18 protein-coding genes are annotated in these 24,388 nt (G+C 70.2%); 12 read left to right on the forward strand and 6 right to left on the reverse strand.

Annotated elements, in window-relative coordinates:
* Positions 1–158: 158 nt before the first annotated feature.
* Both JK361_RS20655 and JK361_RS20660 read left to right on the forward strand, forming a co-directional pair.
* Positions 159–1,178, forward strand: a complete 1,020-nt coding sequence (locus JK361_RS20655) for a permease (RefSeq protein ID WP_201820483.1) — start codon at positions 159–161, stop codon at positions 1,176–1,178.
* Positions 1,175–1,891, forward strand: a complete 717-nt coding sequence (locus JK361_RS20660; RefSeq protein ID WP_201820486.1) for a TIGR03943 family putative permease subunit — start codon at positions 1,175–1,177, stop codon at positions 1,889–1,891. Before JK361_RS20655 ends, JK361_RS20660 begins: the two co-directional genes overlap by 4 nt.
* A gap of 51 nt (positions 1,892–1,942) precedes the next feature.
* Here the strand turns inward: JK361_RS20660 and JK361_RS20665 are convergent, their stop codons facing one another.
* Positions 1,943–4,003, reverse strand: coding sequence for an NAD(+) synthase (locus JK361_RS20665; RefSeq protein ID WP_201820488.1), 2,061 nt, complete (start codon positions 4,001–4,003; stop codon positions 1,943–1,945).
* A 90-nt stretch (positions 4,004–4,093) separates the two neighbouring features.
* Here JK361_RS20665 and JK361_RS20670 point away from each other — a divergent pair, with 90 nt between their 5' ends.
* The 6 genes from JK361_RS20670 to JK361_RS20695 all read left to right on the forward strand — a co-directional run bounded on the left by JK361_RS20670 (position 4,094) and on the right by JK361_RS20695 (position 11,188).
* Positions 4,094–4,297, forward strand: coding sequence for a hypothetical protein (locus JK361_RS20670; protein WP_201820794.1), 204 nt, complete (start codon positions 4,094–4,096; stop codon positions 4,295–4,297).
* Positions 4,294–4,383, forward strand: a complete 90-nt coding sequence (gene kdpF, locus JK361_RS20675) for a K(+)-transporting ATPase subunit F (RefSeq protein ID WP_016434100.1) — start codon at positions 4,294–4,296, stop codon at positions 4,381–4,383. The genes JK361_RS20670 and kdpF overlap by 4 nt, the downstream gene beginning before the upstream one ends.
* A gap of 7 nt (positions 4,384–4,390) precedes the next feature.
* Entirely contained in the window at positions 4,391–6,052 is a 1,662-nt protein-coding gene (kdpA, locus tag JK361_RS20680; protein ID WP_201820490.1) for a potassium-transporting ATPase subunit KdpA, read from the forward strand.
* Positions 6,052–8,178 carry a potassium-transporting ATPase subunit KdpB gene (gene kdpB / locus JK361_RS20685; RefSeq protein WP_201820491.1) on the forward strand — a complete coding sequence of 709 codons (2,127 nt, stop codon included), beginning with the start codon at positions 6,052–6,054 and terminating at the stop codon, positions 8,176–8,178. The genes kdpA and kdpB overlap by 1 nt, the downstream gene beginning before the upstream one ends.
* A 5-nt stretch (positions 8,179–8,183) precedes the next feature.
* Positions 8,184–8,891, forward strand: coding sequence for a potassium-transporting ATPase subunit C (locus JK361_RS20690; protein ID WP_201820493.1), 708 nt, complete (start codon positions 8,184–8,186; stop codon positions 8,889–8,891).
* A gap of 479 nt (positions 8,892–9,370) precedes the next feature.
* Positions 9,371–11,188 carry an amino acid permease gene (locus tag JK361_RS20695; protein ID WP_201820496.1) on the forward strand — a complete coding sequence of 606 codons (1,818 nt, stop codon included), beginning with the start codon at positions 9,371–9,373 and terminating at the stop codon, positions 11,186–11,188.
* 141 nt (positions 11,189–11,329) lie between these two features.
* Here the strand turns inward: JK361_RS20695 and JK361_RS20700 are convergent, their stop codons facing one another.
* From JK361_RS20700 to JK361_RS20710, 3 genes are all read right to left on the reverse strand, one after another.
* Complete coding sequence (locus JK361_RS20700) at positions 11,330–12,196, reverse strand: YhjD/YihY/BrkB family envelope integrity protein (RefSeq protein ID WP_201820499.1); 867 nt, start codon at positions 12,194–12,196, stop codon at positions 11,330–11,332.
* 164 nt (positions 12,197–12,360) lie between these two features.
* A complete protein-coding gene (locus JK361_RS20705; RefSeq protein WP_201820501.1) occupies positions 12,361–12,717 on the reverse strand; it encodes a carboxymuconolactone decarboxylase in 357 nt (118 codons plus the stop codon).
* A 136-nt stretch (positions 12,718–12,853) separates the two neighbouring features.
* Positions 12,854–14,482, reverse strand: a complete 1,629-nt coding sequence (locus tag JK361_RS20710; RefSeq protein WP_201820503.1) for an MFS transporter — start codon at positions 14,480–14,482, stop codon at positions 12,854–12,856.
* A gap of 269 nt (positions 14,483–14,751) precedes the next feature.
* Between JK361_RS20710 and JK361_RS20715 the strand changes: the two genes are divergently transcribed.
* On the forward strand, positions 14,752–16,137 hold the full coding sequence (locus JK361_RS20715) for a helix-turn-helix domain-containing protein (protein ID WP_236053279.1): 1,386 nt from the start codon (positions 14,752–14,754) through the stop codon (positions 16,135–16,137).
* A 174-nt stretch (positions 16,138–16,311) separates the two neighbouring features.
* On the opposite strand, the gene JK361_RS20720 is transcribed toward JK361_RS20715, so the two are convergent.
* Together JK361_RS20720 and JK361_RS20725 are read right to left on the reverse strand one after the other, a co-directional pair.
* Complete coding sequence (locus JK361_RS20720; protein ID WP_201820510.1) at positions 16,312–16,689, reverse strand: hypothetical protein; 378 nt, start codon at positions 16,687–16,689, stop codon at positions 16,312–16,314.
* 406 nt (positions 16,690–17,095) lie between these two features.
* A complete protein-coding gene (locus JK361_RS20725; RefSeq protein ID WP_201820513.1) occupies positions 17,096–17,707 on the reverse strand; it encodes a DUF4232 domain-containing protein in 612 nt (203 codons plus the stop codon).
* 1,222 nt (positions 17,708–18,929) lie between these two features.
* Here JK361_RS20725 and JK361_RS20730 point away from each other — a divergent pair.
* The 3 genes from JK361_RS20730 to JK361_RS20740 are packed head-to-tail and all read left to right on the forward strand — an operon-like array spanning position 18,930 to position 24,068.
* The gene (locus tag JK361_RS20730) at positions 18,930–19,295 is read left to right on the forward strand and encodes a hypothetical protein (RefSeq protein WP_201820516.1); all 366 of its coding nucleotides are present in this window, start codon (positions 18,930–18,932) and stop codon (positions 19,293–19,295) included.
* The gene (locus tag JK361_RS20735) at positions 19,285–23,601 is read left to right on the forward strand and encodes a DUF6531 domain-containing protein (RefSeq protein ID WP_307787288.1); all 4,317 of its coding nucleotides are present in this window, start codon (positions 19,285–19,287) and stop codon (positions 23,599–23,601) included. The genes JK361_RS20730 and JK361_RS20735 overlap by 11 nt, the downstream gene beginning before the upstream one ends.
* Complete coding sequence (locus JK361_RS20740) at positions 23,601–24,068, forward strand: hypothetical protein (RefSeq protein ID WP_201820522.1); 468 nt, start codon at positions 23,601–23,603, stop codon at positions 24,066–24,068. Before JK361_RS20735 ends, JK361_RS20740 begins: the two co-directional genes overlap by 1 nt.
* Positions 24,069–24,388: the final 320 nt, after the last annotated feature.

A 24,388-nucleotide genomic window follows, 5' to 3' on the forward strand; every position in this document is an offset into this window, starting at 1 on the left:
GTGCGCCTGCGGGGCTCCTGGCCCCCCTTGATACGGAACGCTCGCCACAAGGGAAAAGAGTGGCCCAAGAAGATCCCCGGTTCCAGCGGTGGCTGAACGTCCGTGCCGGGGCCCGCGTACGGAAGGGGAGGCAGAGCAGCAGCCGGAGGTAACCAGCCGTGGCCATCACCGAAGACGCCCCGCCGGGCGCCGACCTACGACCTCCCGGGCAGCCGCCCGGCCGTGCGGGACGGCGGCTCAGCTCCCCGCTGGTGCTGACGCTCACCCTGCTGCTCGCGGTGCTCGCCCAGTCCCCGATCCGCGGGTTCCTCGGCGCTCCGGCGATGCAGACCTGGATGACGGTGTTCGTGGCGGTGACCGTGCAGGCGCTGCCCTTCCTGGTGCTCGGCGTGCTGCTGTCGGCGGCGATCGCGGTGTTCGTCCCGGCGTCGTTCTTCGCGCGCGCCCTGCCGCGCCGGCCCGCCCTGGCCGTGCCGGTGGCGGGGGTCGCGGGCGCGGTGCTGCCGGGCTGCGAGTGCGCGTCGGTTCCGGTGGCGGGCGCGCTGGTCCGCAGGGGTGTGCCGCCGGCCGCCGCCCTCGCCTTCCTCCTCTCCGCGCCCGCGATCAACCCGATCGTGCTGACCGCCACCGCCGTCGCCTTCCCCGGGCACCCGGAGATGGTCCTGGGCCGGTTCCTGGCGAGCCTGCTGGTGGCCTGTGCGATGGGCTGGCTGTGGCAGCGGCTGGGCCGCACGGACTGGCTGCGCCCTCCGGCGCACGGCGCACACGAGGGCGCCACCAAGGGGGAGGCGTTCTGGGACTCGGTCCGGCACGATGTCATGCACGCCGGTGGCTTCCTGGTGCTCGGCGCGACGGCCGCCGCCACGCTGAAGGCGCTGGTCCCGGCGGGCTGGCTGGGCACGGCGGCGGGCATCCCCGTGGTCTCGGTGCTCGCCCTCGCCGTGCTGGCCGTCGTGCTGTCCATCTGCTCGGAGGCGGACGCGTTCGTCGCGGCCTCCCTCACCCAGTTCTCTCCGACGGCCAAGCTGGTGTTCCTGGTGGTGGGCCCGATGATCGACCTCAAGCTGTTCGCGATGCAGGCCGGCACCTTCGGCCGCGGCTTCGCGCTCCGGTTCGCGCCCGCCACCCTCGCGCTGGCCGTCACGGGCGCCGTGCTCACCGGGGCGGTGCTGCTGTGAACCGTCAGGCCCAGGCGGCCGTCCTGTTCCTGCTCGGCGCCGTCCTGTTGCACGCGGGTGCCACCGATCTGGCGCTGCGCTACGTGAAGGCGGGCCTGCGCCCGATGCTGCTGGTCTCGGGCGCGGTACTGATCGCGACGGCCCTGGCGACGGCGTGGTACGAACGCCGGCGCGGACGGCAGGGCGGCCCGAAGGGGCACACGCACCCCGAACCCCGCATCGCCTGGCTCCTGCTGCTGCCGCTGCTCGCCCTCATCCTGATCGCCCCGCCGGCCCTCGGCTCGTACAGCGCCCTGCGCTCCGGCACGGCCCTCCAGAAGCCCTACGGCTACGGCTCGTTGCCCGTCGGCGACCCGGTCCCGCTCTCCGTCGTCGACTACGCCTCCCGCGCGGCCTACGGCCACGGCCGTTCCCTGCACGGCCGGCCCGTCCGGGTCACGGGCTTCCTCGCCCTGGACCACTCGGGCGCCCCCTACCTGGTGCGCATGGCCCTCAACTGCTGTGCCGCGGACGCCCAGCCGGTGAAGATCGCGCTGACCGGGAAGCTGCCGCCGGTCCTGCGGCCGGACGCCTGGCTGGAGGTGACGGGCAGGTACACGCCCCGGCTGGCCCGCGACCCGGTCAACGACGGCCCGGTCCCGTACCTGGAGGTCACCTCGGTCCGGCCGGTCCCGGTGCCGTCCGACCCGTACGACGAGACCTGGAACAACTGACCCGGCCGCAGGTGGGGACGCCGTGCGCGCGGGACCGGCCGGGGGCCGCGCCTACGCCTCCTTCTCCGGCCAGTCGAAGCGGTCGAGGTCCCGCAGCCACGCCTCGGCGTTGCCGTCGGAGGGGGCGCGCCAGTCGCCGCGCGGGGAGAGGGAGCCGCCGGCCGAGACCTTGGGGCCGTTCGGCATGGCCGAGCGCTTGAACTGCGAGAACGCGAAGAAGCGGCGGCAGAACACCTCCAGCCAGTGCCGGATCTCGGCGAGGTCGTACGAGCCCCGCTCGGCCTCGGGGAAGCCGGGCGGCCAGGCGCCGGCCTCCCGGTCGTGCCAGGCGTGCCAGGCCAGGAAGGCGATCTTCGAGGGGCGGAAACCGTAGCGCAGCACCTGGAAGAGGGTGAAGTCGTGCAGCGCGTACGGGCCGATCTTCGACTCGGTGGACTGCATCTCCTCGCCCGGCACCAGCTCCGGGCTGATCTCGGTGTCCAGGATCGCGGCGAGGATCTTGCCGGTCTCGTCGTCGAACTGCTCGCTGCTGACGACCCAGCGGATCAGATGCTGGATCAGCGTCTTCGGCACGCCGGAGTTGACGTTGTAGTGGCTCATCTGGTCGCCGACGCCGTACGTGCACCAGCCGAGCGCCAGCTCGGAGAGGTCGCCGGTGCCGAGGACGATGCCGCCGCGCTGGTTGGCCAGCCGGAACAGGTAGTCGGTGCGCAGGCCGGCCTGCACGTTCTCGAAGGTGACGTCGTAGACCGGCTCGCCGGCGGCGAACGGGTGGCCGATCTCCTTGAGCATCAGCCGTGCGGTCGGCGTGATGTCCAGCTCGGCGGCGGTGACGCCGAGCGCGCGCATCAGCTTGTGGGCGTTGTCCTTGGTGTGGTCGCTGGTGGCGAAGCCGGGCAGGGTGAAGGCCAGGATGTCGCCGCGCGGCCGGCCCGCGCGGTCCATCGCCCGGGCGGCGACGATCAGCGCGTGCGTGGAGTCGAGGCCGCCGGACACGCCGATGACGACCTTGGGGCCGCCGATCGCCGCCAGCCGCTGCTGGAGCCCGGCGACCTGGATGTTGTAGGCCTCGTAGCAGTCCAGGGCGAGCCGCTCGGCGTCGGCGGGCACGAACGGGAACCGCTCGACGCGCCGCCGCAGCCCGAGGTCGGTGAGCGGCGGGTCCAGCTCGAAGGAGACCGTGCGGAAGTCACCGGTCCGCGCCCCGTGCGCCCGGCGGTTGTCGTCGAAGGTGCCCATCCGGTGCCGTTCCTGCCGCAGCAGGTCGAGATCGACGTCGGCCACCGCGTACTGCTCGCCGAGCGGGAAGCGGCCGGTCTCGGACAGCAGCACCCCGTTCTCGTAGATCATGGTCTGCCCGTCCCAGGACAGGTCGGTGGTGGACTCGCCCAGTCCGGCCGCCGCGTAGACGTACGCGGCCAGGCAGCGGGAGGACGCCGAGCGGCACAGCAGCTTGCGGTCCTCGGCCCGGCCGACCGTGATCGGGCTGCCCGAGAGGTTGACCAGCACGGTCGCCCCGGCGAGGGCGGCCTCCGCGCTCGGCGGCACCGGCACCCACATGTCCTCGCAGATCTCGGTGTGCATCACGAGTCCGGGCACGTCCTCGGCCGCGAACAGCAGATCCACCCCGAACGGCACCTCCGCGCCGGCGACCCGGATGGTCCCGCCCCGCTCGTCGTGGCCGTCGGCGATCTGCCGGCGCTCGTAGAACTCCCGGTAGGTCGGCGGGTACGACTTGGGGACGACCCCGAGGACGCGGCCCCGGTGCACGAGCACCGCGCAGTTGTAGATCCGGTGGCGGTGGCGCAGCGGGGCGCCGACGACCAGCACCGGCAGCAGGTCCGCCGAGCCGGCCACGACCGTCCGCAGCGCGGCCTCGACCTGGTCGAGCAGCGCGTCCTGAAGCAGCAGGTCCTCGATCGAGTAGCCGCACAGGCCCAGCTCGGGGAAGACGGCGACGGCGACACCCTCGTCCGCGCACCGGCGCGCCTGGCGCAGGACCGCTTCGGCGTTGGCGTGCGGGTCGGCGATGACGGTGTGGCCCGTGCACGCGGCGATGCGCGCGAAGCCGTGCTGATAGATCGACCAGAAGTTCAACGGGGCTTCTTTCATGATTCAACAGACCGCGCAGACGAAGCGAATCTCCTCCTGGAGGAAGCCTAGATCCCAGCCGGGCGGCCCCTCGGACCCGGCCGGGTGCGTATGAGTCCCGTCAAGGCCGTACGGGCCGCCGTAAGGGAGGTGTCAACGGGCGCTCGCATCCGGCCGGACGGGCGTTTTCCTCGAAGCGTCCGTTCCGCCGAACCTCTTCAGGAGTTCACGATGGCCGATCTGGCCTTCGTCGTCACCGTGCTCGCGGGTTTCGCGCTGGTGGCCCTCGTCGCCAAGGCGGTGACGAAGCTGTGACCGCCGAGAACATCGTCGGCCTGGTCGTGGCCGTCGCCCTGCTGGGCTATCTCGTCCTCGCCCTGATCTTCCCGGAGAGGTTCTGAGACGTACATGGGTCCCGTACTCGCGGCCGTCCTCCAGCTGCTCGCCCTGACAGGCGCGCTGGCGCTCCTCCACATCCCCCTCGGCAACCACATGGCCCGGGTCTACTCCTCCGGGAAGCACCTGCGTGTCGAGAAGTGGATCTACAAGGCCATCGGTGCCGATCCCGACGCCGAGATGACCTGGCCCGCGTATCTGCGCGGCATCCTGGCCTTCTCGGCGGTCGGTGTCCTTTTCCTCTACCTCCTCCAGCGGCTCCAGGGCGTCCTGCCCGGCTCGCTCGGCTTCGCATCGGTCGACCCGGCGCAGTCGTTCAACACGGCCGTGTCGTTCGTGACGAACACCAACTGGCAGTCGTACTACGGCGAGCAGACCATGGGGCACGTCGTGCAGACCGCCGGTCTGGCCGTGCAGAACTTCGTCTCGGCCGCCGTCGGCATGGCCGTCGCCGTGGCCCTCGTAAGGGGCTTCGCGCGCTCGCGCACCGGCGAGCTGGGCAACTTCTGGTCCGACCTGGTGCGCGGCACCGTACGGATCCTGGTGCCGGTCGCGGCCGTCGGCGCGGTCGTCCTGGTCGCCTGCGGTGCCGTCCAGAACTTCTCCGGCATTCACGAGGTCGGTCAGTTCATGGGCGGCACACAGCAGTGGAACGGCGGCGCGGTCGCCTCGCAGGAGGCCATCAAGGAGCTGGGCACCAACGGCGGCGGCTACTTCAACGCCAACTCCGCCCACCCGTTCGAGAACCCGACGCCGTTCACGAACCTCTTCGAGGTCCTCCTGATCCTGGTGATCCCGTTCTCGCTGACCCGCACCTTCGGCGTGCTGGTCGGCAGCGTGAGGCAGGGGTACGCGATCCTCGCCACGATGGTCACCGTCTGGCTCGGTTTCACCGCGCTGATGATGTGGACCGAGTTCGCCCACCACGGCCCGGCCCTCCAGGCCGCGGGCGGCGCGATGGAGGGCAAGGAGGTCCGCTTCGGCGTCGGCGGCTCCTCGATCTTCGCGGTGGCCACCACGCTCACCTCGACCGGTGCGGTGGACTCCTTCCACTCCTCCTTCACCGGGCTGGGCGGCGGCATCACCATGCTGAGCATGATGCTGGGCGAGATCGCGCCCGGCGGCACCGGCTCCGGCCTCTACGGCATCCTGATCATGGCGGTCATCGCGGTGTTCATCGCCGGCCTGATGGTCGGCCGCACGCCCGAGTACCTCGGCAAGAAGATCGGCGGCCGCGAGATGAAGCTCGCCGCCTGCTACATCCTCATCACCCCGGCGCTGGTCCTGGTCTTCACCGCGGCCTCCACGGCGCTGCCGACCCCGCCGCACTCGATGCTCAACTCCGGCGCGCACGGGTTCTCCGAGGTCCTGTACGCCTTCACCTCGGCCGCCAACAACAACGGCTCGGCCTTCGCCGGCCTGAACGCGAACACCGACTGGTTCAACACCACGACAGGGCTCGCGATGCTGCTCGGCCGCTTCCTGCCCATGGTCTTCGTCCTGGCGCTGGCCGGCTCGCTCGCCGGACAGAAACCGGTACCGGTCACCGCGGGCACCCTGCGCACCGAGAAACCCCTGTTCACCGGCCTGCTGGTCGGCGCGATCCTGATCATCACCGGTCTCACGTACTTCCCGGCCCTCGCGCTCGGCCCGCTCGCGGAAGGGCTGGCGTGATGACCACCGACACCGAGAAGCAAGAGGACTCCATGTCCACTCCCACCCTTGTGCCCCACCGGGACGCGCCGACCGGGCGCAAGCCCGCCGAGGGCCGTGTCGGAGCGGGACTCTTCGCCCCGGAGGCGCTGGCCGGATCGCTGCCGGACGCCTTCCGCAAGCTCGACCCGCGGGTGACGGTCAAGTCGCCCGTGATGTTCGTGGTGTGGATCGGCTCCGTGCTCACCACCGTCTTCTCCTTCACGGACCCGGCGGACTGGTTCGGCTGGACGATCAGCGCCTGGCTGTGGCTGACCGTGATCTTCGCCAACCTGGCCGAGGCGGTCGCCGAGGGCCGCGGCAAGGCCCAGGCGGACACCCTGCGCAGGGCCAAGACCGACACCGTCGCCCGCCGGCTCTCCGGGAGCACCGAGGAGCGGGTCCCCGGCACCGAGCTGACGATCGGCGACCTGGTGGTCTGCGAGGCCGGTGACGTCATCCCCGGCGACGGCGACGTCGTCGAGGGCGTCGCGTCCGTGGACGAGTCCGCGATCACCGGCGAGTCCGCTCCGGTGATCCGCGAGTCCGGCGGCGACCGGTCGGCCGTGACCGGCGGGACGAAGGTGCTGTCCGACCGGATCGTCGTCAGGATCACGACGAGGCCCGGCGAGACCTTCATCGACCGGATGATCAACCTGGTCGAGGGCGCGGCCCGCCAGAAGACGCCGAACGAGATCGCGCTGAACATCCTGCTCGCGTCACTGACGATCGTCTTCCTGCTGGCGTGTGCCACGCTGCCGCCGCTCGCGGACCACGCGGGCACGCACCTGACGATGGTCGTGCTGGTGGCCCTGCTGGTCTGCCTGATCCCGACCACCATCGGCGCCCTGCTCTCCGCGATCGGCATCGCGGGCATGGACCGCCTGGTGCAGCGCAACGTGCTGGCCATGTCGGGCCGCGCGGTCGAGGCCGCCGGTGACGTCTCCACGCTGCTGCTGGACAAGACCGGCACCATCACCCTCGGCAACCGCCGGGCCGCCGCGTTCGTGCCGGTGAGCGGCACCACCGAGGCCGAGGTCGCCGACGCCGCCCAGCTCTCCTCGCTCGCCGACGAGACGCCCGAGGGCCGCTCCGTCGTCGTCCTGGCGAAGGAGAGGTACGGGCTGCGCGAACGCCACCAGGGCGAGCTGGCGCACGCCGAGTGGACCGCCTTCACCGCCCAGACCCGGATGTCGGGAGTGGACGTCGACGGCCGCCGGATCCGCAAGGGCGCCACCGCCTCGGTCATGGCCTGGGTGCGGGAGCGGGGCGGCGCGGTCGCCACGGACGCCGGCGCCGTCGCCGACCGGATCTCCGAGGGCGGCGGCACCCCGCTGCTCGTCGCGGTCGAGGACGCAGAGGGGGCCCGTGTCCTGGGTGTCATCCACCTCAAGGACGTCGTCAAGGACGGCATGCGGGAGCGGTTCGAGGAACTGCGCCGCATGGGCATCAAGACGGTCATGATCACGGGTGACAACCCGCTGACCGCCAGGGCCATCGCCGAGGAGGCGGGCGTCGACGACTTCCTCGCCGAGGCCACCCCCGAGGACAAGATGGCCCTCATCAAGCGGGAGCAGGCGGGCGGCAAGCTGGTCGCGATGACCGGCGACGGCACCAACGACGCCCCGGCCCTCGCGCAGGCGGACGTCGGCGTGGCCATGAACACCGGCACGTCGGCCGCCAAGGAGGCCGGCAACATGGTCGACCTCGACTCCGACCCGACCAAACTCATCGAGATCGTGGAGATCGGCAAGCAGCTCCTGATCACCCGCGGCGCGCTGACCACCTTCTCCATCGCCAACGACGTCGCCAAGTACTTCGCGATCATCCCGGCGCTGTTCGCGGCGGTCTACCCGGGCCTGGACAAGCTGAACATCATGCACCTGTCCTCGCCCGACTCCGCGATCCTCTCCGCGGTCGTCTTCAACGCGCTGATCATCATCGCGCTGGTGCCGCTGGCCCTGAAGGGCGTGCGGTACAGGCCGATGAGCGCCGACAGGATGCTGCGGCGCAACCTCGGGATCTACGGCATCGGCGGCCTGATCGCCCCGTTCATCGGCATCAAGATCATCGACCTGCTCGTCTCTCTGATCCCCGGGATCGGGTGAAGGACATGAACAACTCCTTTGTGAACACGTCCCGGTTGCTCGGAGCGGGCCTGCGGGCTCTGCTCGTACTGACCCTCGTGACCGGAGTCATCTACCCGCTGGTCGTCACCGGCATCGCCCAGGCGCTGTTCCACGACAAGGCGAACGGCTCCGAGATCGAGGCGGACGGCAGGGTCGTCGGCTCGTCCCTGATCGGACAGCCGTACAACCTGCCGCTGAAGAAGGGGCAGCAGACACCGGAGCCCGACCTCAGGTGGTTCCAGGGCCGCCCGGCCGACGGGCTCGGCGGCAACAGCATCAACACGCGGTACGAGCTGATCCTCTCCGGCGCGACCAACCTGGCCGCCGACAGCGGCGCGGTCGACGGCAGGTGCCCGGCCGAACCCGAGGACGGCACGCTCTGCGCCCGGGTGCTCGCCGCCAAGGCCGCCGTCGTCGAGGACAACTCGGTCGCCGGCTACCCGGTCCAGCCGTCCGACGTCCCCGCCGACGCCGTCACCTCGTCCGGCTCCGGCCTGGACCCGGCCATCTCCCCGCAGTACGCCGGACTCCAGGTGCACCGGGTCGCCGCGAGGAACGGCCTGTCCGTCGCCGCCGTGGAGAAGCTGGTCGCGGACCACACCCAGGGCCGCACCCTGGGCTTCATCGGTGAGCCGCAGGTCAACGTCCTCGAACTCAACATCGCACTCGAGGACCTCGTCGCCGGGAAGTGACCGGCTTGCCCGGACGGCACGGAAGCCGGCGGCCCGGAGCGATCCCGGACCAGCCGGCTCCCGAAGCCACGAAAGGAGCGGCACCCAGCCGTTCTGGTGACCGGCCCTGGCGGGCTGATCACACGGAAGCGCCTCCTCCGGAAGGTCCGGGGTGTCTCGCGGAGGAGCATCAAGACGGACTGGCTACTTGTGACCGCGGGCGGGGCAGAGGACGCCGGCCCAGGGGGCGCGGGCTGGGCGGGGGCTCGTGACCGTGGGCGGGGGCAGTGGACACCGCCCCGAGACACCAGCGCGTGGACGGGGGCTTGTGGCCGTGAGCCCTTGGACGGGGGCGCCCGGCGCCGGCCCGCCGCGGCGCCCGGGCGGGCCGGCCTTCCCGCACCACGCCGGCCGACCCGCCCGGGTCACACCAGGAGGCGCGCACCCCCGGTACGCAGCAGACTGGGTCCGACCGCCCGACCGGCCCCGACGAGGTCCCGATGGTCTATGGCCTGGCACGTCGCGAGCTGCGACCGAAAGTCCCGCTGCGCCCGGGCGAGGGCGAGAAACACCATCTGACCAGCATGGAGGGCCTCGCGGCGCTGTCTCTGGACGCGCTCAGCTCGGTGGCGTACGGCCCCGAGGCGATCGTGCTGGCCCTGGTGGCCGCGGGCACCGGCGCCCTGACCGCGACCCTGCCCGTCACCCTGGCGATCGTCTTCCTCCTCGCCACGCTGGTGGTGTCGTACGGCCAGGTCATCGCCGCGCACCCGGACGGCGGAGGCGCCTACGCCGTGGCCAAGAAGGACCTCGGGCCGACCGCCGCCCTGCTGGGCGCGGCCAGCCTGGTCGTCGACTATGTGCTCACCGTGGCCGTCAGCCTCGCCGCCGGCGCCGACGCGCTCGCCTCCGCCTTCCCCGCCCTCGCCCGCGACAAGCTGCTGGTCTGCCTGGTGGGCCTGGCCCTGCTGACGGCGGTGAACCTGCGGGGCGTCACCGAGAGCGCCCGGGTGCTGATGCTGCCCACCGCGCTGTTCGTCGCGGCGATCCTCGGCGTCGTCGTCGTGGACCTGCTCCGCTCGCAACCGGTGGCGACGGTCGGCACGGACCTCTCCTTCCCCGCCCACGAGTCCCTCGGCCTGCTCCTGATCCTCAAGGCGTTCTCGTCCGGCTGCTCGGCGCTGACGGGCGTGGAGGCCATCGCCAACGCCGTACCGTCGTTCCGCACCCCGCGCGTGCGGCGCGCCCAGCGCACGGAACTCATGCTCGGCGCGCTCCTGGGCGTGATGCTGATCGGCCTGGCGGTCCTGATCCGCCGCGACCGCGTCGCCCCGCGCGGCGATGTCACCGTCCTGGCCCAGCTGACGGCCGGCGCCTTCGGCACGGGCTGGCTCTACTACGCCATCAACCTCATCGTCACCCTCGCCCTGCTCCTCGCGGCGAACACCAGCTTCGGCGGCCTCCCCGTGCTGATGAGCCTGCTGGCGCGCGACCACCGCCTGCCCCACCTGTTCGGTCTGCGCGCCGAACGCCCGGTCTACCGCTACGGCGTGACCGTACTGGCCCTGATGGCGGCGCTGCTGCTCCTCGCCACCGACGCGGACACCCACCGGCTGATCCCCCTCTTCGCGATCGGCGTCTTCATCGGCTTCACGCTCAGCCAGCTGGGCCTCGTCCTGCACTGGACCCGCCGGAAACCGGACGGCTGGAAACGCCGGGCGCTGATCAACGGGACCGGGGCGGTGCTCACCACCCTGGCCGGCGTCATCCTCCTCGCCACCAAGTTCCTGGAGGGCGCCTGGGTCGTCGTCGTTGCGGTCCCCCTCCTGATGCTGCTGTTCGCCCGCGTCCAGCGCTACTACACGGCCGTCGGCGAGGAACTCGGCCTCGGCCGCATCCCCGCCCCGCCCGACCGCCGTGCCGGCAGCCTGGTCATCGTCCCCCTCGGCGAGGTCAGCAAGCTCGCCCGGCACGCCCTCGGGGCGGCGCTCGCGCTGGGCGACGAGGTCGTCGCCGTCGCCGTCCACGCCGACCCGGACAAGCGGCGCGCCCTGCGGGAGGCGTGGGACCGCTGGAATCCGGGGGTGCGCCTGGACATGATCGAGAGCCCGCACCGGTCGCTGGTCCAGCCGGTCGTCGACTACGTCCAGCGTGCCGCGCGGGACGGACGCCAGGTCGCCGTCCTCATCCCCGAGGTGGAACCCCGCCACCGCCGCTACGAGATCCTCCAGAACCAGCGCGGACTGCTCCTCGCCACGGTGCTGCGGGCCCGTACCGACGTGGTGGTGTGCATGCTGCCGTACCGGCTGGGCCTGTGAAGGCAATCCGACTGCTGTGCTCGGAAAGCCACCTCGTCGTGATCACGACGGGCCGCGGGGGCACCTGCGACGTCTTCCGGGGAAGCGATACCTCGACCGGGAGCTCCCCGACCCGGCCGGGCAGGGCGTGCAGCCCGCCTGTCATTGCCGGTTTCCGTCGGCCGGCTTGCGGTGGCCCGGGGCGCCGGAGGGGCGATCGTTCGTGACGCGCACCATCCGGCCCACAGTCGCCCCCAGGTGAATGACCACACCGACTGCCACCAGCCACGACAGGATGGCCATGACGACGCCGATGGGGCCGTATTTCTGTTCGTTGGCGACGATCGCCGCGGAGAAGTAGTAGGCGGAGAACACCCCGAGCCCCGTCCAGCACACGCTGGTGACCAGAGCGGGAAGGAAAAGGGCGCGCCACGGCACCGCTCTGGCGAGCAGTACGTACATGCTTCCCCACCAGAAGAGGACCGCCCAGAGGAAGCCGACCAGACTGAGCAGGAACCACGAGTCGAACGCCCTGCCGAACTCACTCTGCGTGATGGCGTAGGCGAACAGCCAGGCGAGCCAGGCGAACTGGGCCGCTGTGTTCCGCCACCCGCCTGCCGTGACGTCGAACAGCATCCGGTACCAGCTCTGGAGCGTGCCGGCCACGGCCATGGCTCCGAACAGGAGGAGCGCGGCGCTCGTCACGGTCAAGGTGTACGAACTCGTGGTGGGGGTGAACAGGGAGGCCACGGCCTGTGCGGCCTGCTGGTTCAGCCCCAGCCAGCCGACGACGACCGCGGCCGCATGACGGCCCGCTGCCGCCGTGATGATGATCAGGAAAGGAAAGAAGCACAAGAAGGCGAGCGCGGCCAGCTGGAAGGAGTGTCCGAAGAAGTCGACCGAGGAGAGTCGGTCCCATAGCCGGCCCGCTCCACTCGCCTCGAAACGGCGGACCGTGCTCCGCCACCGCTGGTCCGCGTGCCGCAGGACCGTCTGCCGCCGCTGATCAGGTGCTTTCCCGCCGCTCATGCAATGAGGTGAGTTCTGGTCCGCCGGTCGTGTCGTCGGCGGGAACGGTGTGAACGGAGGGGAGTGGCCGCGCCCGGGGCACCGGCGCCCCGCAGCGGTCCGATCGCGGGTTCCCCCACGGTCGCCGCTCGCAGAGCACTGCCCGTGCGCATCGTGCGCATGTCTCAGGACGGGCCGCGCCTCTGGGCTTCGGCTCGGGCTATGGTCTCGGCTTCGCCTTCGGCCAGCGCGATCGCAACGCCGAACGCCTGCGCGATATGGCCTGCGGCCGACATGACGCGTGCCGTCCCCACCACGGGGGCGATCGCGACGAGAAGGTCCTGCAACTGCTCGACCGTGAAGTCCGCCTTGATCGCAGGGTTGACGTGGGCCAGGTAGGAGATCGCCGGTGCGTCCATGGCGACGAGGGCGGCAATGCGCGTGAGGATGACCGAGCGGTCGTCCATGTGGCAGCGCTCGATGGAGTCGATGGTCATGGCCGCGAGCGTGTCCAGCACGGGAGCGTCAGAAGCAGTAGCCATGGTCGATCACCCTTCGGTGCAGTAGGGGGCCGGGCCGTCGCCCGCTGAGCCCGTGCGCCCGACGATCTGCCTCAAGCGTAGGTAGCCTCGGCGGGCGGCGCGCGTCGAGCCGGTCGGCCTGAACCGTTCTCGGCACTCACCGATCAGCACCCCCCTGCTTCGACCGGGGCTGGGCCGTCGGGATCCGGCGGGTGAAGAACAGCGCGAGGACAGCGCTGAGCGCAAGGGCGACGAGTGCGGCTCGCAGGCCGACGAGCCTGGCTTCGGCATTCGCGTCGAGCGTCGCCTGAATCCTTTCCGTGCTTGTGCCGGCCTCTTGGAGAGCGGCCCGGAGCTGAGCGTCGGACAGGAATGCCGCTCCGCTTTGGAGTTCGACGGTCGCCATGGCCTTGACGTCGGCCGGGACCGCCGGATCCAGCTCGACGCTGGTCAGGAACGAAGACGTGAGCGCGGCGATCATCATCGATCCGGCAAGCGCGGTTCCGATGGAGGCGCCGAGATTCGTGACGGCGTTCTGGAGGCCACCGACTTCTGCGCTCATCTCCTCCGGCACCGCGGACACGGTGACCGACCCGAGCTGGGACGCCAGTGATCCCATGCCGAGCCCGATCAACAGGAGTGGAATGGTGACGATCTCTGCACCGGCCCCTGCATCGAGCGCGGCCATCAGGACGACCGCGCCGGCGAGCAGGGCGACGACCCCGAGCCGCACCACGCGCCGGGGCGAGACATCGGGCAGGAGGCGGGGAATCAGCACCGCGGCAGCCAGCAGCGAAATGGAGAGCGGCAGGAGGCGGGCGCCGGTCGCGAGCGCGAACAAGCCCAGGGCGACCGACAGATACAGCGGTACGACGAAGAACACGCCCATCTGCACGAGGTATTGGAAGAAGAACATCGTCAGCCCACCCGTGAGCTGTCTGTTCTCCCACATGGCCGGGGCGATGAGCGGGTCCCTGCGCCTCTCCACGAGTCGGTTCTCCCAGATGAGGAAGAGCCAGACCAGGAGCAGTCCGGCCAGCATCAACCAGACGACCAGGGACACCCCGAGCCACGAAGGCGCGTCGGGCTTCGGATTGAACCAGCCCCATTCGTCGGAGCGGAGCACGCCATAGACGAAGGTCCCGATCCCGAGCGCGGAGAACACGGCACCGGCGAGATCGATACGCGGACGTTCACCGCTCGCGGCGTCGGCGATGCGGCGGGCGAGCACCAGGATGGCGAGGACCACCAAGACCTCCCCGGCGAATACCCACCGCCAGGAGAAGTAGGTCGTTGCGACACCGCCGATGAGCGGCCCGAGCGCGATCGCCACAGCCCCTGCCGCCGCGACGAGTCCGTAGGCCGCGGCGCGCTGTTCCGTGCCGAAATTGCCGGCAACGAGCGCCACGATGGCAGGGAGGATGAGCGCCGCGCCGGCCCCTTCGAGGAACGACCAGCCAAGCAGCAGCACGGGGAGATTGGGTGCGAGTGCCGTGGTGAGGGAGCCACAGCCGTAGATGCCGCAACCGATCATGAATGCGCGCTTGCGGCCGATCAGGGCCCCGACCTTGCCTCCGGGAATCATGAGCATCGCCATGACAAGGGTGTACGCCGTGATGGCCCCTTGGATGCCCGTCACCGTCGAGCCCACGTCATCGGCCACCGTGGCGATGGATACGTTCATGACAGAGCTGTCGAGCGCCATCAGGAACTGTCCGGCGGCGAGCGCCAGCAGGACAAGTCGCGCCGTTGTCGAACTCGGAGCACCGCCAGCCCTGGGAGCCATGAGCGAAATCGTCCCAGGCGCCCCGGAAGGTGGATCCGCGACCCGCCAGGAAGATCGGCCGCTTGGTGGGACCGGGCCGGTGAAGTGGCGGCGCGGATGACGCAACGCTGGAACCGCCCCAGCCGTATTGACGTGCAGGTACGGGGGAGTGCCTGGGATGCCGTGCCGGATCGGGACATGACGGCACAGGTCGACGGATGGATGCGAGTACGGACCACATGGATGCGATCCACGATGACGTAGCGGAGTTCGCGTCACTGCTGACGCGTATGAAGGGGCGCACAGACCGCAGTTATGCGGCGCTGGCCCGCCGTCTGGACATGAATGCCTCCACCCTGCACCGCTACTGCGCCGGAGACGCGGTCCCCCTGGACTTCAACGGGATCGAGCGGTTCGCCGCACTCTGCGGAGCCTCCGCCGAGGAACGCGTGGAGTTGCACCGCCGGTGGATCCTGGCCGTCGCGGCACGCCAACGACCACGCAGATCCGCTGCTCGACGGGCACCGGCGCCCCGCGCCACCACGAACACCGCGGCATCGGCCACCTCCGCGAGCCACAACAGCCCAGCGGACGAGGCCCCCGAGCCGGTCTCGCCGGCCGACCGGCGCCCGGGGCCGATCTTGTCGGCCGACGTGCGCCCCGAGCCGGTCTCGCCGGCCGACCGGTGGCCCCACGCCGGGCGCCGGCCCCACGCCGGGCGCCCCCGACGACGGCCCGTGCGATCGATAGCACTGGCGGCCTCGCTCGCCGTCGCGCTCGCCGGCCTCGCCACATCCGCTTCCGGACCCTCCTCCGGTGGCGGTGAGTCGTCGGCCTCCGCCCGCACCACACCGCAACCCCCGACGCCGGCCACACACAGCGGCAGCCCGCAATCCGCTTCCGGGCCCTCCTCCGGTGGCGGTGACTCGTCGGCCTCCGCCCGCACCTCACCAGAACCCTCAGCGCCGGCCACGCACAGCGGCAGCCCGCAGGAGAACCGGGCGAGCGCCGGCAAGGTCCCACCGCCGGCCCCGCTCACCTGGACGGCCAACTCCCACCTCTGGCGCCCCGAATGCGATCACGACTACGTCATCGCCAAGCCACCGCAGCAGGTCCCGCCGCCGCCGGCCCCGCAGGACGCCGCTGCGTGGGCCGGGTCCCTGGGAGCGGTGCACGGGCGCACCACCCATCTGCGGATCACGGTGCAGGGACGCGGCTCCGCCGCCGTCATCCTGGAAGCGCTGCACGTGCGCGTGGTCAACCGCACCACCCCCGCCGCCCGCCGAGGCATCGCCTACTCCATGTACGAAGGCTGCGGCGCCATCCTCATCCCCCGCCACTTCTCCGTGAACCTCGACGCACACCGGCCCTTGGCCCGCTCGGTCCCCGGCAACGACCCGGACAGAGCGGACCCCGCGGTCGACTTCCCCTACCAGGTGTCCCTGCGGGAGCCGGAGGTCCTGCTGCTCTCCGCGCGCACCGACTCCTGCACCTGCGACTGGTACGTCGACCTCGACTGGTCCTCACAGGGCCGGACCGGCACGGTGCGCATCGACGACCACGGCCGCCCGTTCCGCACCACCACCATCGAGGGGCTACCGCACTACTGGTACCGCAACCCCTCCGGCTGGATCCCCATGACCACCTCCGACGGCGAGACAGAGACCGGCGACTGACGAGGCAACAGGCCGCACCGCCCGTCCGACAGCAGGACCGGGGACGGCGGGGCCCCGCCGTCCCCGCCGCCGGCGGGATCCGGACCGGGAAGGGGCTTTTCCCCGCACGATCCGCAGCCCTGGCCGTCACCCGGCGGGCGCGATCACGCGCGCCCGCCGGCCGTTCCGGCGGATTCAGCACGTGGAGCTGCTGGAAATCCTTATTCCGTTGACCCTGTAAGCGTTGGCGAACACGGTTTGGGTGTTCGGCTCGAGACAGATCGAGCCCCCGCTCTGGAGCCGCAGGTACACCACGTCGTCGTTCCGGGTGTTCAGGACCCCGTAGTGCGGCCGGGGGGTGACCGCCTGATAGCCACTGGTGACGTCCTTGTACTTCGAGATAGGCCTGCCTGCGAGCAAGGCGTCGTTGTCCACGTAGAAGCAGACGTAGGGGTAGGGGCAGCCCTGGGTGGGGGGCTCCGCGTGGGCCGCGGATGCGCTGGTCATGGCCATGGTTACGACGGCCGCGCTCACCCCCGCGAAGCTTGCGACCTTCCGGATGACGGACTTCATCGGATCTCCAAGAGTGCTGTGAATTGTTCGATTCGCTCTGCGAGCGGTGATGGACGGGGCGAGGCAGGAGCATGGCCGGGGCGAGCGAACACGTGCCGCCGCCGCGAACTCCCCACGTCCCAGGCGAATCGGGGTTCGCCCGGATCCCGGCCGACGCCAGCCGGCCACGGCGGCGGGCGTGCAGACCGACCAGGTACGCATGTGCCTCGCCGCACCCCCACCGGCCTCACCCCGCGACCTGGGGCGCCCGAAAGGACATGGGCGCCCCAGGGGCGGGTGCATGGCGGGTGGAGGTGTCATGGTGCTGCCCGGCCATCGGCCCGTTTCAGCCGTTGTTCAGCCGGTGTTCAGCAGGCCGTGCGTGCGTTCCGGCCGGCCGCCGGGAAGCGGTCCCGACCGAGGTCCGTCACTTCGACATGATGAAGTCCAGGGCGAAGCCGGGAGCAGTCGTCCAGTAGGTGACCCGCTGGAAGTCATTGGCGTACAACGTCTCGACGGGCATGGGGACATCGATCGGCTTGCCCGCGCTGCTGCCGGGCTTGCGCCCCTGGAGGCTGAGGGTGATGCTCTTCGCCTCGTACTCGTCCATGGGGCCGTTGACGAGCAGACCCGCATACGCCTCCTCACCCGGAGCGAGGGTGACGGGGACCCCCGGGTTCGGGTCGCTCTCCTCGATCACGCGGGCCGTGTTCTTACCGGCACCGAGCCGCACGAGGGGGTAGCGGTAGAGGTTGCACTTCTTGTCGCCGGCGTTCTGGACGGTGAGGAGGAGGTGCCTGGCGTCCTCGCTGTCCGCGGGCTCCTTCGTGGCGGAGACCCCGAGGACCTCCTGGGAGCAGGGGGCGACGGTGCCCTTGGCGCCACTGCCGCCCGAGCGGTGCGTCACCGCGTCCACGGCCTTCCCGCCGATCGTCAACGGCCCGGTGGCGGAGGCCTGCGCCGACAGACCACCCCCGAGCGCCAGGACGAGACCCGCGGCCACGGCCACACGACGGCCCGTAAGGGACTTCATGTTCATGCGCATGTTCCTTTCCTGATCGGTATGAGGTCGCACGGGCCCGCGGCCTGGCACTGCGGATCAAGCCGCTTGCCGGGCTGCCGCGGCCACACACCCCCCGTCCCTCCGCCCCCACGGACCGGGTTGCTCGGACGGAGACGGTCGGACACACCCGTGAGTGCCCACGCCGCCCCGCATCCCGGGCGCCCAAAGAGCGGGTTGTCCCAGGGGCGGGTGCACGGGGAGTGGGGTGTCGTGGGGCTGCCGGGCGGTCGGCCGCTTCAGCCGGTGCGACATCCGTAGCATCGGATGCCTCGTGGGCCGGGGACAACGGCTGTCGCCCAACCTGCAACAGTGGAACGATCCCACCCCGCCCACCTGCGAAAACAGGGAAACCTGGGATGCCTGTCTGGGATGGGGGCGTGCGAAGGCCGGCCTGAAACCCGAGTGGCCGCCGCGGGAGCTCCGGCAACGCATGCCGGAGCGCGCCCGTCAGGATCACGGTCGGCGCCCGCCCCCGACGCAGCCGGACACGACTGGCTCGTTGCCACCGGCCCGGAGGTTAGGTGGCGATGTCGGCCTGCCCGGCGGGACAGGGCAATGGATCTGGAACGACATCGGCGAAACGAGGCGTGCCCTCGAAACACCCGACGACACCGCGCAACGTGAAACAGAGGCCCTCGCAGCAGCGCTGTGCTCTCTCCAGGCCCTTGTCGACGGTCTGACCGACCGGCCCATAAAAGGCGGACACCCTATACCGCAAGGAGGCCGAGCGAAGGACCTGATCCACTTCGCTCGGCCCCCTGATTGGCCCTCCGAGCACGCCAAAGGGCCAACCGCGATCAAGCGATTGGCCCTTTGACCTGTGTCGGGGTGGCGGGATTTTGAACCCACGACCTCTTCGTGCCGAATAAGGTTCGGTTGGTGAGCCTGCCAGCTTCGATGGCGTTTCGGCAGGTCGGAACGGTGGCATCGGTTGGTGCCGTGTGGCTTAGAGGGGACTCGGGGAGCGGGTCGGCTCCCAGATGGCTCCCAGGGCACCGCGGCCGACGGGCTCTGCATGCGTACGCGCCACCCGTTCGACCCGAGTTCTGGCAGAGGCGCAGGACCGCATCACCGCGGACCCTCTGGTCATTTTCCACGGCCCAACCGGGGGATCACCCGCCCGAAGCCCCTGACATGACACTCCCTTTACCCGCCTGCCCTATGGTCGGAAGCCACGATTGCGAACGGGGGTTCATCGATGGGTGGCGGCAAGGTCCCCGGCAAGGTGCTGGACATCAAGACCGCCGACATCAAGGCGGCGGCTCCGGCCTTCCACCAGGGAGCCATCGATCTGAGCAAGGCGTTGACCACGCTGATCCAGACCCTGGACGGCCTGGGGGAACCCTGGGGCCACGACGAGCAGGGCGACAAGTTCGGCGGTGCCTACAAGCCGCAGCAGAAGAAGATCGAAAGCGCGGCGGGCATCCTTGTGCTCGGCCTGACGAGCATTCACGAGGCCATGGCGGACCTCTCCGACGGGCACGTGGACAACGACCAGCTCATCGCCGGGATGTTCACGCAAGTGAAGACCGACAAGCAGAGCGACGGTGCCGGTGAGCGTTGAGGACAAGGCCCGCCACATCCTGCTGAAGCTTGGCCTGTGGTGGCCGGAGGCGGATTCCGGCAAGCTGCGGGACGCGGCGAAGGCCTGGCGTGCCTTCGCCGACTCGGTGGACGACGTCCGCGCTCCCGTGCACCGCAGCGCATCCTCGATCATCCACAACAACACCGGTGAGTCGATCGAGGCGTTCGAGAAGTTCTGGAGCCGCTACGCCAAGGACCAGGACGGCGGCTGGCTGAGCGACCTCGCGAAGTCCGCGCGGGGCATGGCCAAGGCGCTGGAGAAGTTCGCCGACGCCATCGACGACGCGATCAACAAGCTCTGGACGCAGATCGGCATCGACGCCGCCGTGATCGCTGGCGGAGTGACGCTTGCCTTCTTCACCGCGGGCCTCGCCTCCGGGGCCGCCGTCGCGGCGGCGGACGCGGTCATCGAGTTCGGCGCCACGATGGGCATCGCGGTCACCACGACGGTGGCCGAGATCGCCGCGGGCACCCTCGTCGCTGCCGCGTTCGGCGGGGTCGAGTCGGTCGCGGTCGACCTCGCGGTGGCCCAGCCGCTGAAGATGGCGACCGGGCTGCAGCACGGCTTCAGCCTGGACGAGGTCAACCAGGCCGCCAAGGACGGCATGATCTTCGGCGGCGCGCTGGGTGCGGGCGGCGGCCTGCTCAAGGCGAGCATGGAAGGCGGGCTCGCCGACACGACCCCGCTGCTGTTGCGCCCGCCCTCGCTCCGCCCCGACCTGGTCGAGCTGGGCCCGGCAGCCCGCAACGCCGAGCGCACCCCGTGCGTGGGCGAGCCGATCGACGTGGCGACCGGCGCCATGCTGATGACGCAGACGGACCTGACCCTGCCGGGCAGCCTGCCCCTGGAATTCACGCGTACCCACCTCTCCTCCTACCGGGGAGGCGTCTGCTTCGGCCCGACCTGGATATCCACACTCGACGAGTGCCTCCAGATCGACGGCGAGGGCGTCGTCTTCGCCGCGGCGGACGGCATGCGCCTGGTCTACCCGGTCCCGCAGCCCGGCGTCCCCACGATGCCGGCGAAGGGCCCCCGCTGGCCGTTGGAGTGGGACGGCAAGCCGGACGGCGCAATGACGGTCACCGACCCCACCACGGGCGTGACCCGCACCTTCGCCGCCCCCGTTCCCTCACCCTCCTTCGGCGTCTTCCACCTGGCGCTGGACTCCTGGACCGACCGCAACGGCAACCGCGTCGACGTCGAACGCGACGACGACGGCATCCCCTTCGGCATCCGCCACTCCGGCGGCTATTACGTCGCCGTCGACACCCAGGGCCCGCGCATCACGGCCCTGCGCCTGCTGGACGAGCCGCCATCGCGTTACCGCCCGGGCACCACGCCCGACGAGGGCACGGTCGTGATGCGCTACGGCTACGACACCGCCGGCAACCTGACCGAGGTCATAAACTCCAGCGGTGAGCCTCTCCGCTTCACCTACGACACCGAGGGGCGGGTCACCCGCTGGACCGACCGGAACGGAACCTGGTTCGGTTACCTCTACGACGAGCGCGGCCGAGTCGTCCGCACCGAGGGCGTCGACGGCATCCTCTCCGGCACCCTGACCTACGACGACACCGCCCGCACGACCACGTACACGGACTCGCAGGGTCATGTCTCGGTCCACCGGTACAACGCCGAGGGCCAGGTCGAGGAGGAGACGGATCCGCTGGGGCACGTCACCCGCACCCGCTGGGACGAGTACGGTGCCCGGCCTGTCGCCGTCACCGACTCCCTGGGACGCACGACCCGGTACGCCTACGATGCCTCAGGCAACCTGACGGAACTCACCCTGCCGGATGGATCGGTCGCGCGGGCCGCGTGCAACGCGTTCGGGCAGCCCACCGAGGCCGTCGAGCCAGGCGGGGCAGTCTGGCGACACGCCTATGACGGGCGGGGCAACCTCCTCACCACCGTCGACCCCACGGGGGCCGAGACCCGGTACACGCACGACGAGGCGGGCCGCCCGATCACGATCACCGACGCCCTCGGCCACACCCGCACCATCGCGTACGACGCGGCTGGCCTGCCCGTCGCGACGACCGACGAACTGGGCCACACCACTACGATCCGCCGGGACCCCTTCGGCCGGATCGTCGAGGTGACCGACCCACTGGGCCACACCACCCGCCTGGGCTGGACCATCGAGGGCAAACAGGCGTGGCGCCAACATCCGGACGGCACGCGCGAGTCATGGGCCTGGGATGCGGAGGGCAATCTCCTCAGCCACACCGACGCCGCGGGTAACACGACCCACCACACCCCGGGCCCCTTCGATGTCCCCACCACGCGGACGGACCCGGATGGCGCCCGTTACGAGTTTGCCTACGACACCGAACTCCGCCTGACAGGTGTCACCAACCCACAGGGGCGCACCTGGTCGTACACCTACGACGAGGCGGGCCGACTGACCGCGGAGATGGACTTCAACGGCCGCACGCTGACATACATCCATGACGCTGCAGGACAGCTGGCCTCCCGGACCAATGGCGCCGGGGAGACCCTGCACTTCACGCGGGACGCGGTGGGGCGGGTGGTTGAGCAGCGGTCCGAGTCGGGCGCCGTCACGACATTCGCATATGGTCCCGACGGTGGTCTCGCGCACGCGGCCAATGCCGACGCCGAGGTCGTATTGGAACGGGACAGCCTGGGCCGCGTGCTGTCGGAGACGGTGAACGGCCGCCGGACCACCCATGCCTACGACGCTCTCGGCCGCCGTGTACGCCGGGTGACGCCGTCCGGACTGGTCTCGGAATGGACATACGACCCGGCGGGCCGCCCGCTCACTCTGCGCTCGCCTGTGGGTGAACTGCGCTTCGCTCACGATCCCGCAGGCCGAGAGACCCAGCGCCGCCTCGGTACGGAGGTAAGGCTGACCCAGGTCTGGAGCCCGCGGAACCTCCTGACCGGACAGAGCCTGACCATCGGCCCGGCGGCGGACGGCGTGGACTCACTCCTCCAGCACCGCACCTACACACACCGCGCCGACGGCTACCTCACCGAGATCCGCGAGCTGACCTCGGGTACTCGCCGCTTCGATCTCGACGGCATGGGGCGCGTCACCGGTGTGCGTGCTCATGGCTGGACCGAGACCTACGCTTACGACACTGCGGGCAACATGGTGGACGCCAGTGCGCCCGCTCATGACGCGCCCGGCGAGCGCGAGTTCGACGGCACCCTCGTTCGCTCGGCGAGCGGAACCGTGTACGAGCACGACGCGCAGGGTCGCCTGGTCCGCAGAACCCGCAGGCTGCTGAATGGCCAGGGCCGTACGTGGACCTACGTCTGGAACGCCGAGGACCGTCTGACGGAGGTGGTCACACCGGACGGCGACCGGTGGTGCTACGCCTACGACCCGCTGGGCCGGCGCATCTCCAAGCACCGGGTGACCGAGGATGGCTCGGAGCACGACCGCACGGAGTTCGGCTGGGACGACACCCTTCTGGCCGAGCAGACCGCAGCGGATGGCCGAGTGCTGACCTGGGACTACAAGCCGGGCACCCCTCGCCTGGTGGCCCAGACCGACCACGAGCCGTCGGCCACGCGGTCGAACGTGTCGTTCCTGGCGCGGCTGGCCGAGGAGACGAACCTCGAGCGCACCGCTCGCTTCCACGCCGTGGTCACAGACCCCGTGGGTACCCCCATGGAACTGGTGTCCGGGTCCGGAGACTTGCTCTGGCAGCGTCGCACCACACTGTGGGGCACGTGCTTCCCTGTACCGGACGACGCCGTGCCCGTCGACTGTCCGTTGCGCTTCCCGGGGCAGTACGCCGACGGCGAGACTGGGTTGCACTACAACCTGCACCGATACTACGACCCCGGGACAGCTCGCTACATCAGCGCGGACCCGTTGGGGCTGGTGCCGGCGGACAATCACCACGGCTATGTGCGCACTCCGCTCACCTGGATCGACCCCCTCGGCCTCTCCCCCTGCAACTACGGCCTCGACGACTTGTCCCAGGCGGCCACCACCATCAAGAAGGGCCAGCTGTCGCCAGCTGGCAGGGCACTGCAGAAACACGGTGATCCGAGCCCGGGAAATCTGGCCAAACGCGGGCAAGCGCATGTCGATATGTACAATTTCGGCAAGCTCACTAACAGTGAGCGGACCGAGATCGCCAATGAGATGATCCAGGACATACTCACCGACCCGAACGTGGTCGAGAAGGTCAACACATCGGCGTCGGCTCAATACGGCGGCATCACCCGGGACTTCAGGGTTCCTGGTGGTTGGGGCGCCCGATGGAGTTGGCGTGGGGGCCAGCTCACTTTCGAAGGATTCCTGTGATGGCGAGGCAGTACGAGACCGAACCGGTGTACCGGGAAGAGGACTTCGTCGCAGACGGAGCGCTGCGGGATGTCTGCGTCCTGGACGCCACGATCGATGACTGGCGGCGCATGTTCGAAGGACTGTCCGCAGTCCCGGGGCGCCATGTTCTTACCTGGACGCTCTCCGGTACGACGGAGAGCGGCGCCTTGGACGCCTCTGCCGTATGGTCCCGGCTCGAGAAGGATCCGGAGGAATCGGCGAGCCTGGCCATCGACGTTGATGGTGTTTGGTTCACCTGCTACTTCTTCGACCTCGACGAGATCGGGTTCACATTCGATCCTTCCGACGTGGTCGACGAGGCGACCTTCGCACCCGTTCGCGCCTTCGTGACCTGGCTGGGGGCGGCGACGGGCCGGGAAGTCATCGTGACAATGGAAGGCACAGACCACGCTGCCATGCCTGCCCTGATCCGGTGGCGGCCATGAAGGCTAACTGGGCCCCGGGCTGCATCTGCGGTCCCATCCGGCTAGCCGAATCCAACCTTGAAAGAGCTTGGCCGCGAACCGGTAGGAAAGAGCTACCAGCTGTGGGCACTGTTCAGTTCACCGTACCGTACTGCCTGGCCGGGGCGAGCCCAGCGGATTCAATCTGGGCGACATGCCGTCACCGGGGACTGCGGCGCAGTCGACTCGGTCGGCCAAGTCCCCGACCAAGGGATGACGATCTACCCTTCCGTCATTCAGCTGCTGGACAGTCTGCGTGGCTCACTGCTGCGTGACACCCTTGTGCTCAGCTTCATTGTCCT

This window comes from Streptomyces musisoli (genome assembly GCF_016741855.1).
GTDB lineage: Bacteria > Actinomycetota > Actinomycetes > Streptomycetales > Streptomycetaceae > Streptomyces > Streptomyces musisoli.

Coding starts and splice junctions, on each gene's coding strand:
- JK361_RS20665 (WP_201820488.1), bottom strand. CDS start 4,003: ATGAAAGAAGCCCCGTTGAACTTCTGGTCGATCTATCAGCACGGCTTC.
- JK361_RS20725 (WP_201820513.1), bottom strand. CDS start 17,707: ATGAACATGAAGTCCCTTACGGGCCGTCGTGTGGCCGTGGCCGCGGGT.
- JK361_RS20690 (WP_201820493.1), top strand. CDS start 8,184: ATGAACAACTCCTTTGTGAACACGTCCCGGTTGCTCGGAGCGGGCCTG.
- JK361_RS20700 (WP_201820499.1), bottom strand. CDS start 12,196: ATGAGCGGCGGGAAAGCACCTGATCAGCGGCGGCAGACGGTCCTGCGG.
- JK361_RS20670 (WP_201820794.1), top strand. CDS start 4,094: ATGAGTCCCGTCAAGGCCGTACGGGCCGCCGTAAGGGAGGTGTCAACG.
- kdpB (WP_201820491.1), top strand. CDS start 6,052: ATGACCACCGACACCGAGAAGCAAGAGGACTCCATGTCCACTCCCACC.
- JK361_RS20705 (WP_201820501.1), bottom strand. CDS start 12,717: ATGGCTACTGCTTCTGACGCTCCCGTGCTGGACACGCTCGCGGCCATG.
- JK361_RS20730 (WP_201820516.1), top strand. CDS start 18,930: ATGGGTGGCGGCAAGGTCCCCGGCAAGGTGCTGGACATCAAGACCGCC.
- JK361_RS20695 (WP_201820496.1), top strand. CDS start 9,371: ATGGTCTATGGCCTGGCACGTCGCGAGCTGCGACCGAAAGTCCCGCTG.
- JK361_RS20715 (WP_236053279.1), top strand. CDS start 14,752: ATGAAGGGGCGCACAGACCGCAGTTATGCGGCGCTGGCCCGCCGTCTG.
- kdpA (WP_201820490.1), top strand. CDS start 4,391: ATGGGTCCCGTACTCGCGGCCGTCCTCCAGCTGCTCGCCCTGACAGGC.
- JK361_RS20710 (WP_201820503.1), bottom strand. CDS start 14,482: ATGGCTCCCAGGGCTGGCGGTGCTCCGAGTTCGACAACGGCGCGACTT.
- JK361_RS20740 (WP_201820522.1), top strand. CDS start 23,601: ATGGCGAGGCAGTACGAGACCGAACCGGTGTACCGGGAAGAGGACTTC.
- JK361_RS20720 (WP_201820510.1), bottom strand. CDS start 16,689: ATGAAGTCCGTCATCCGGAAGGTCGCAAGCTTCGCGGGGGTGAGCGCG.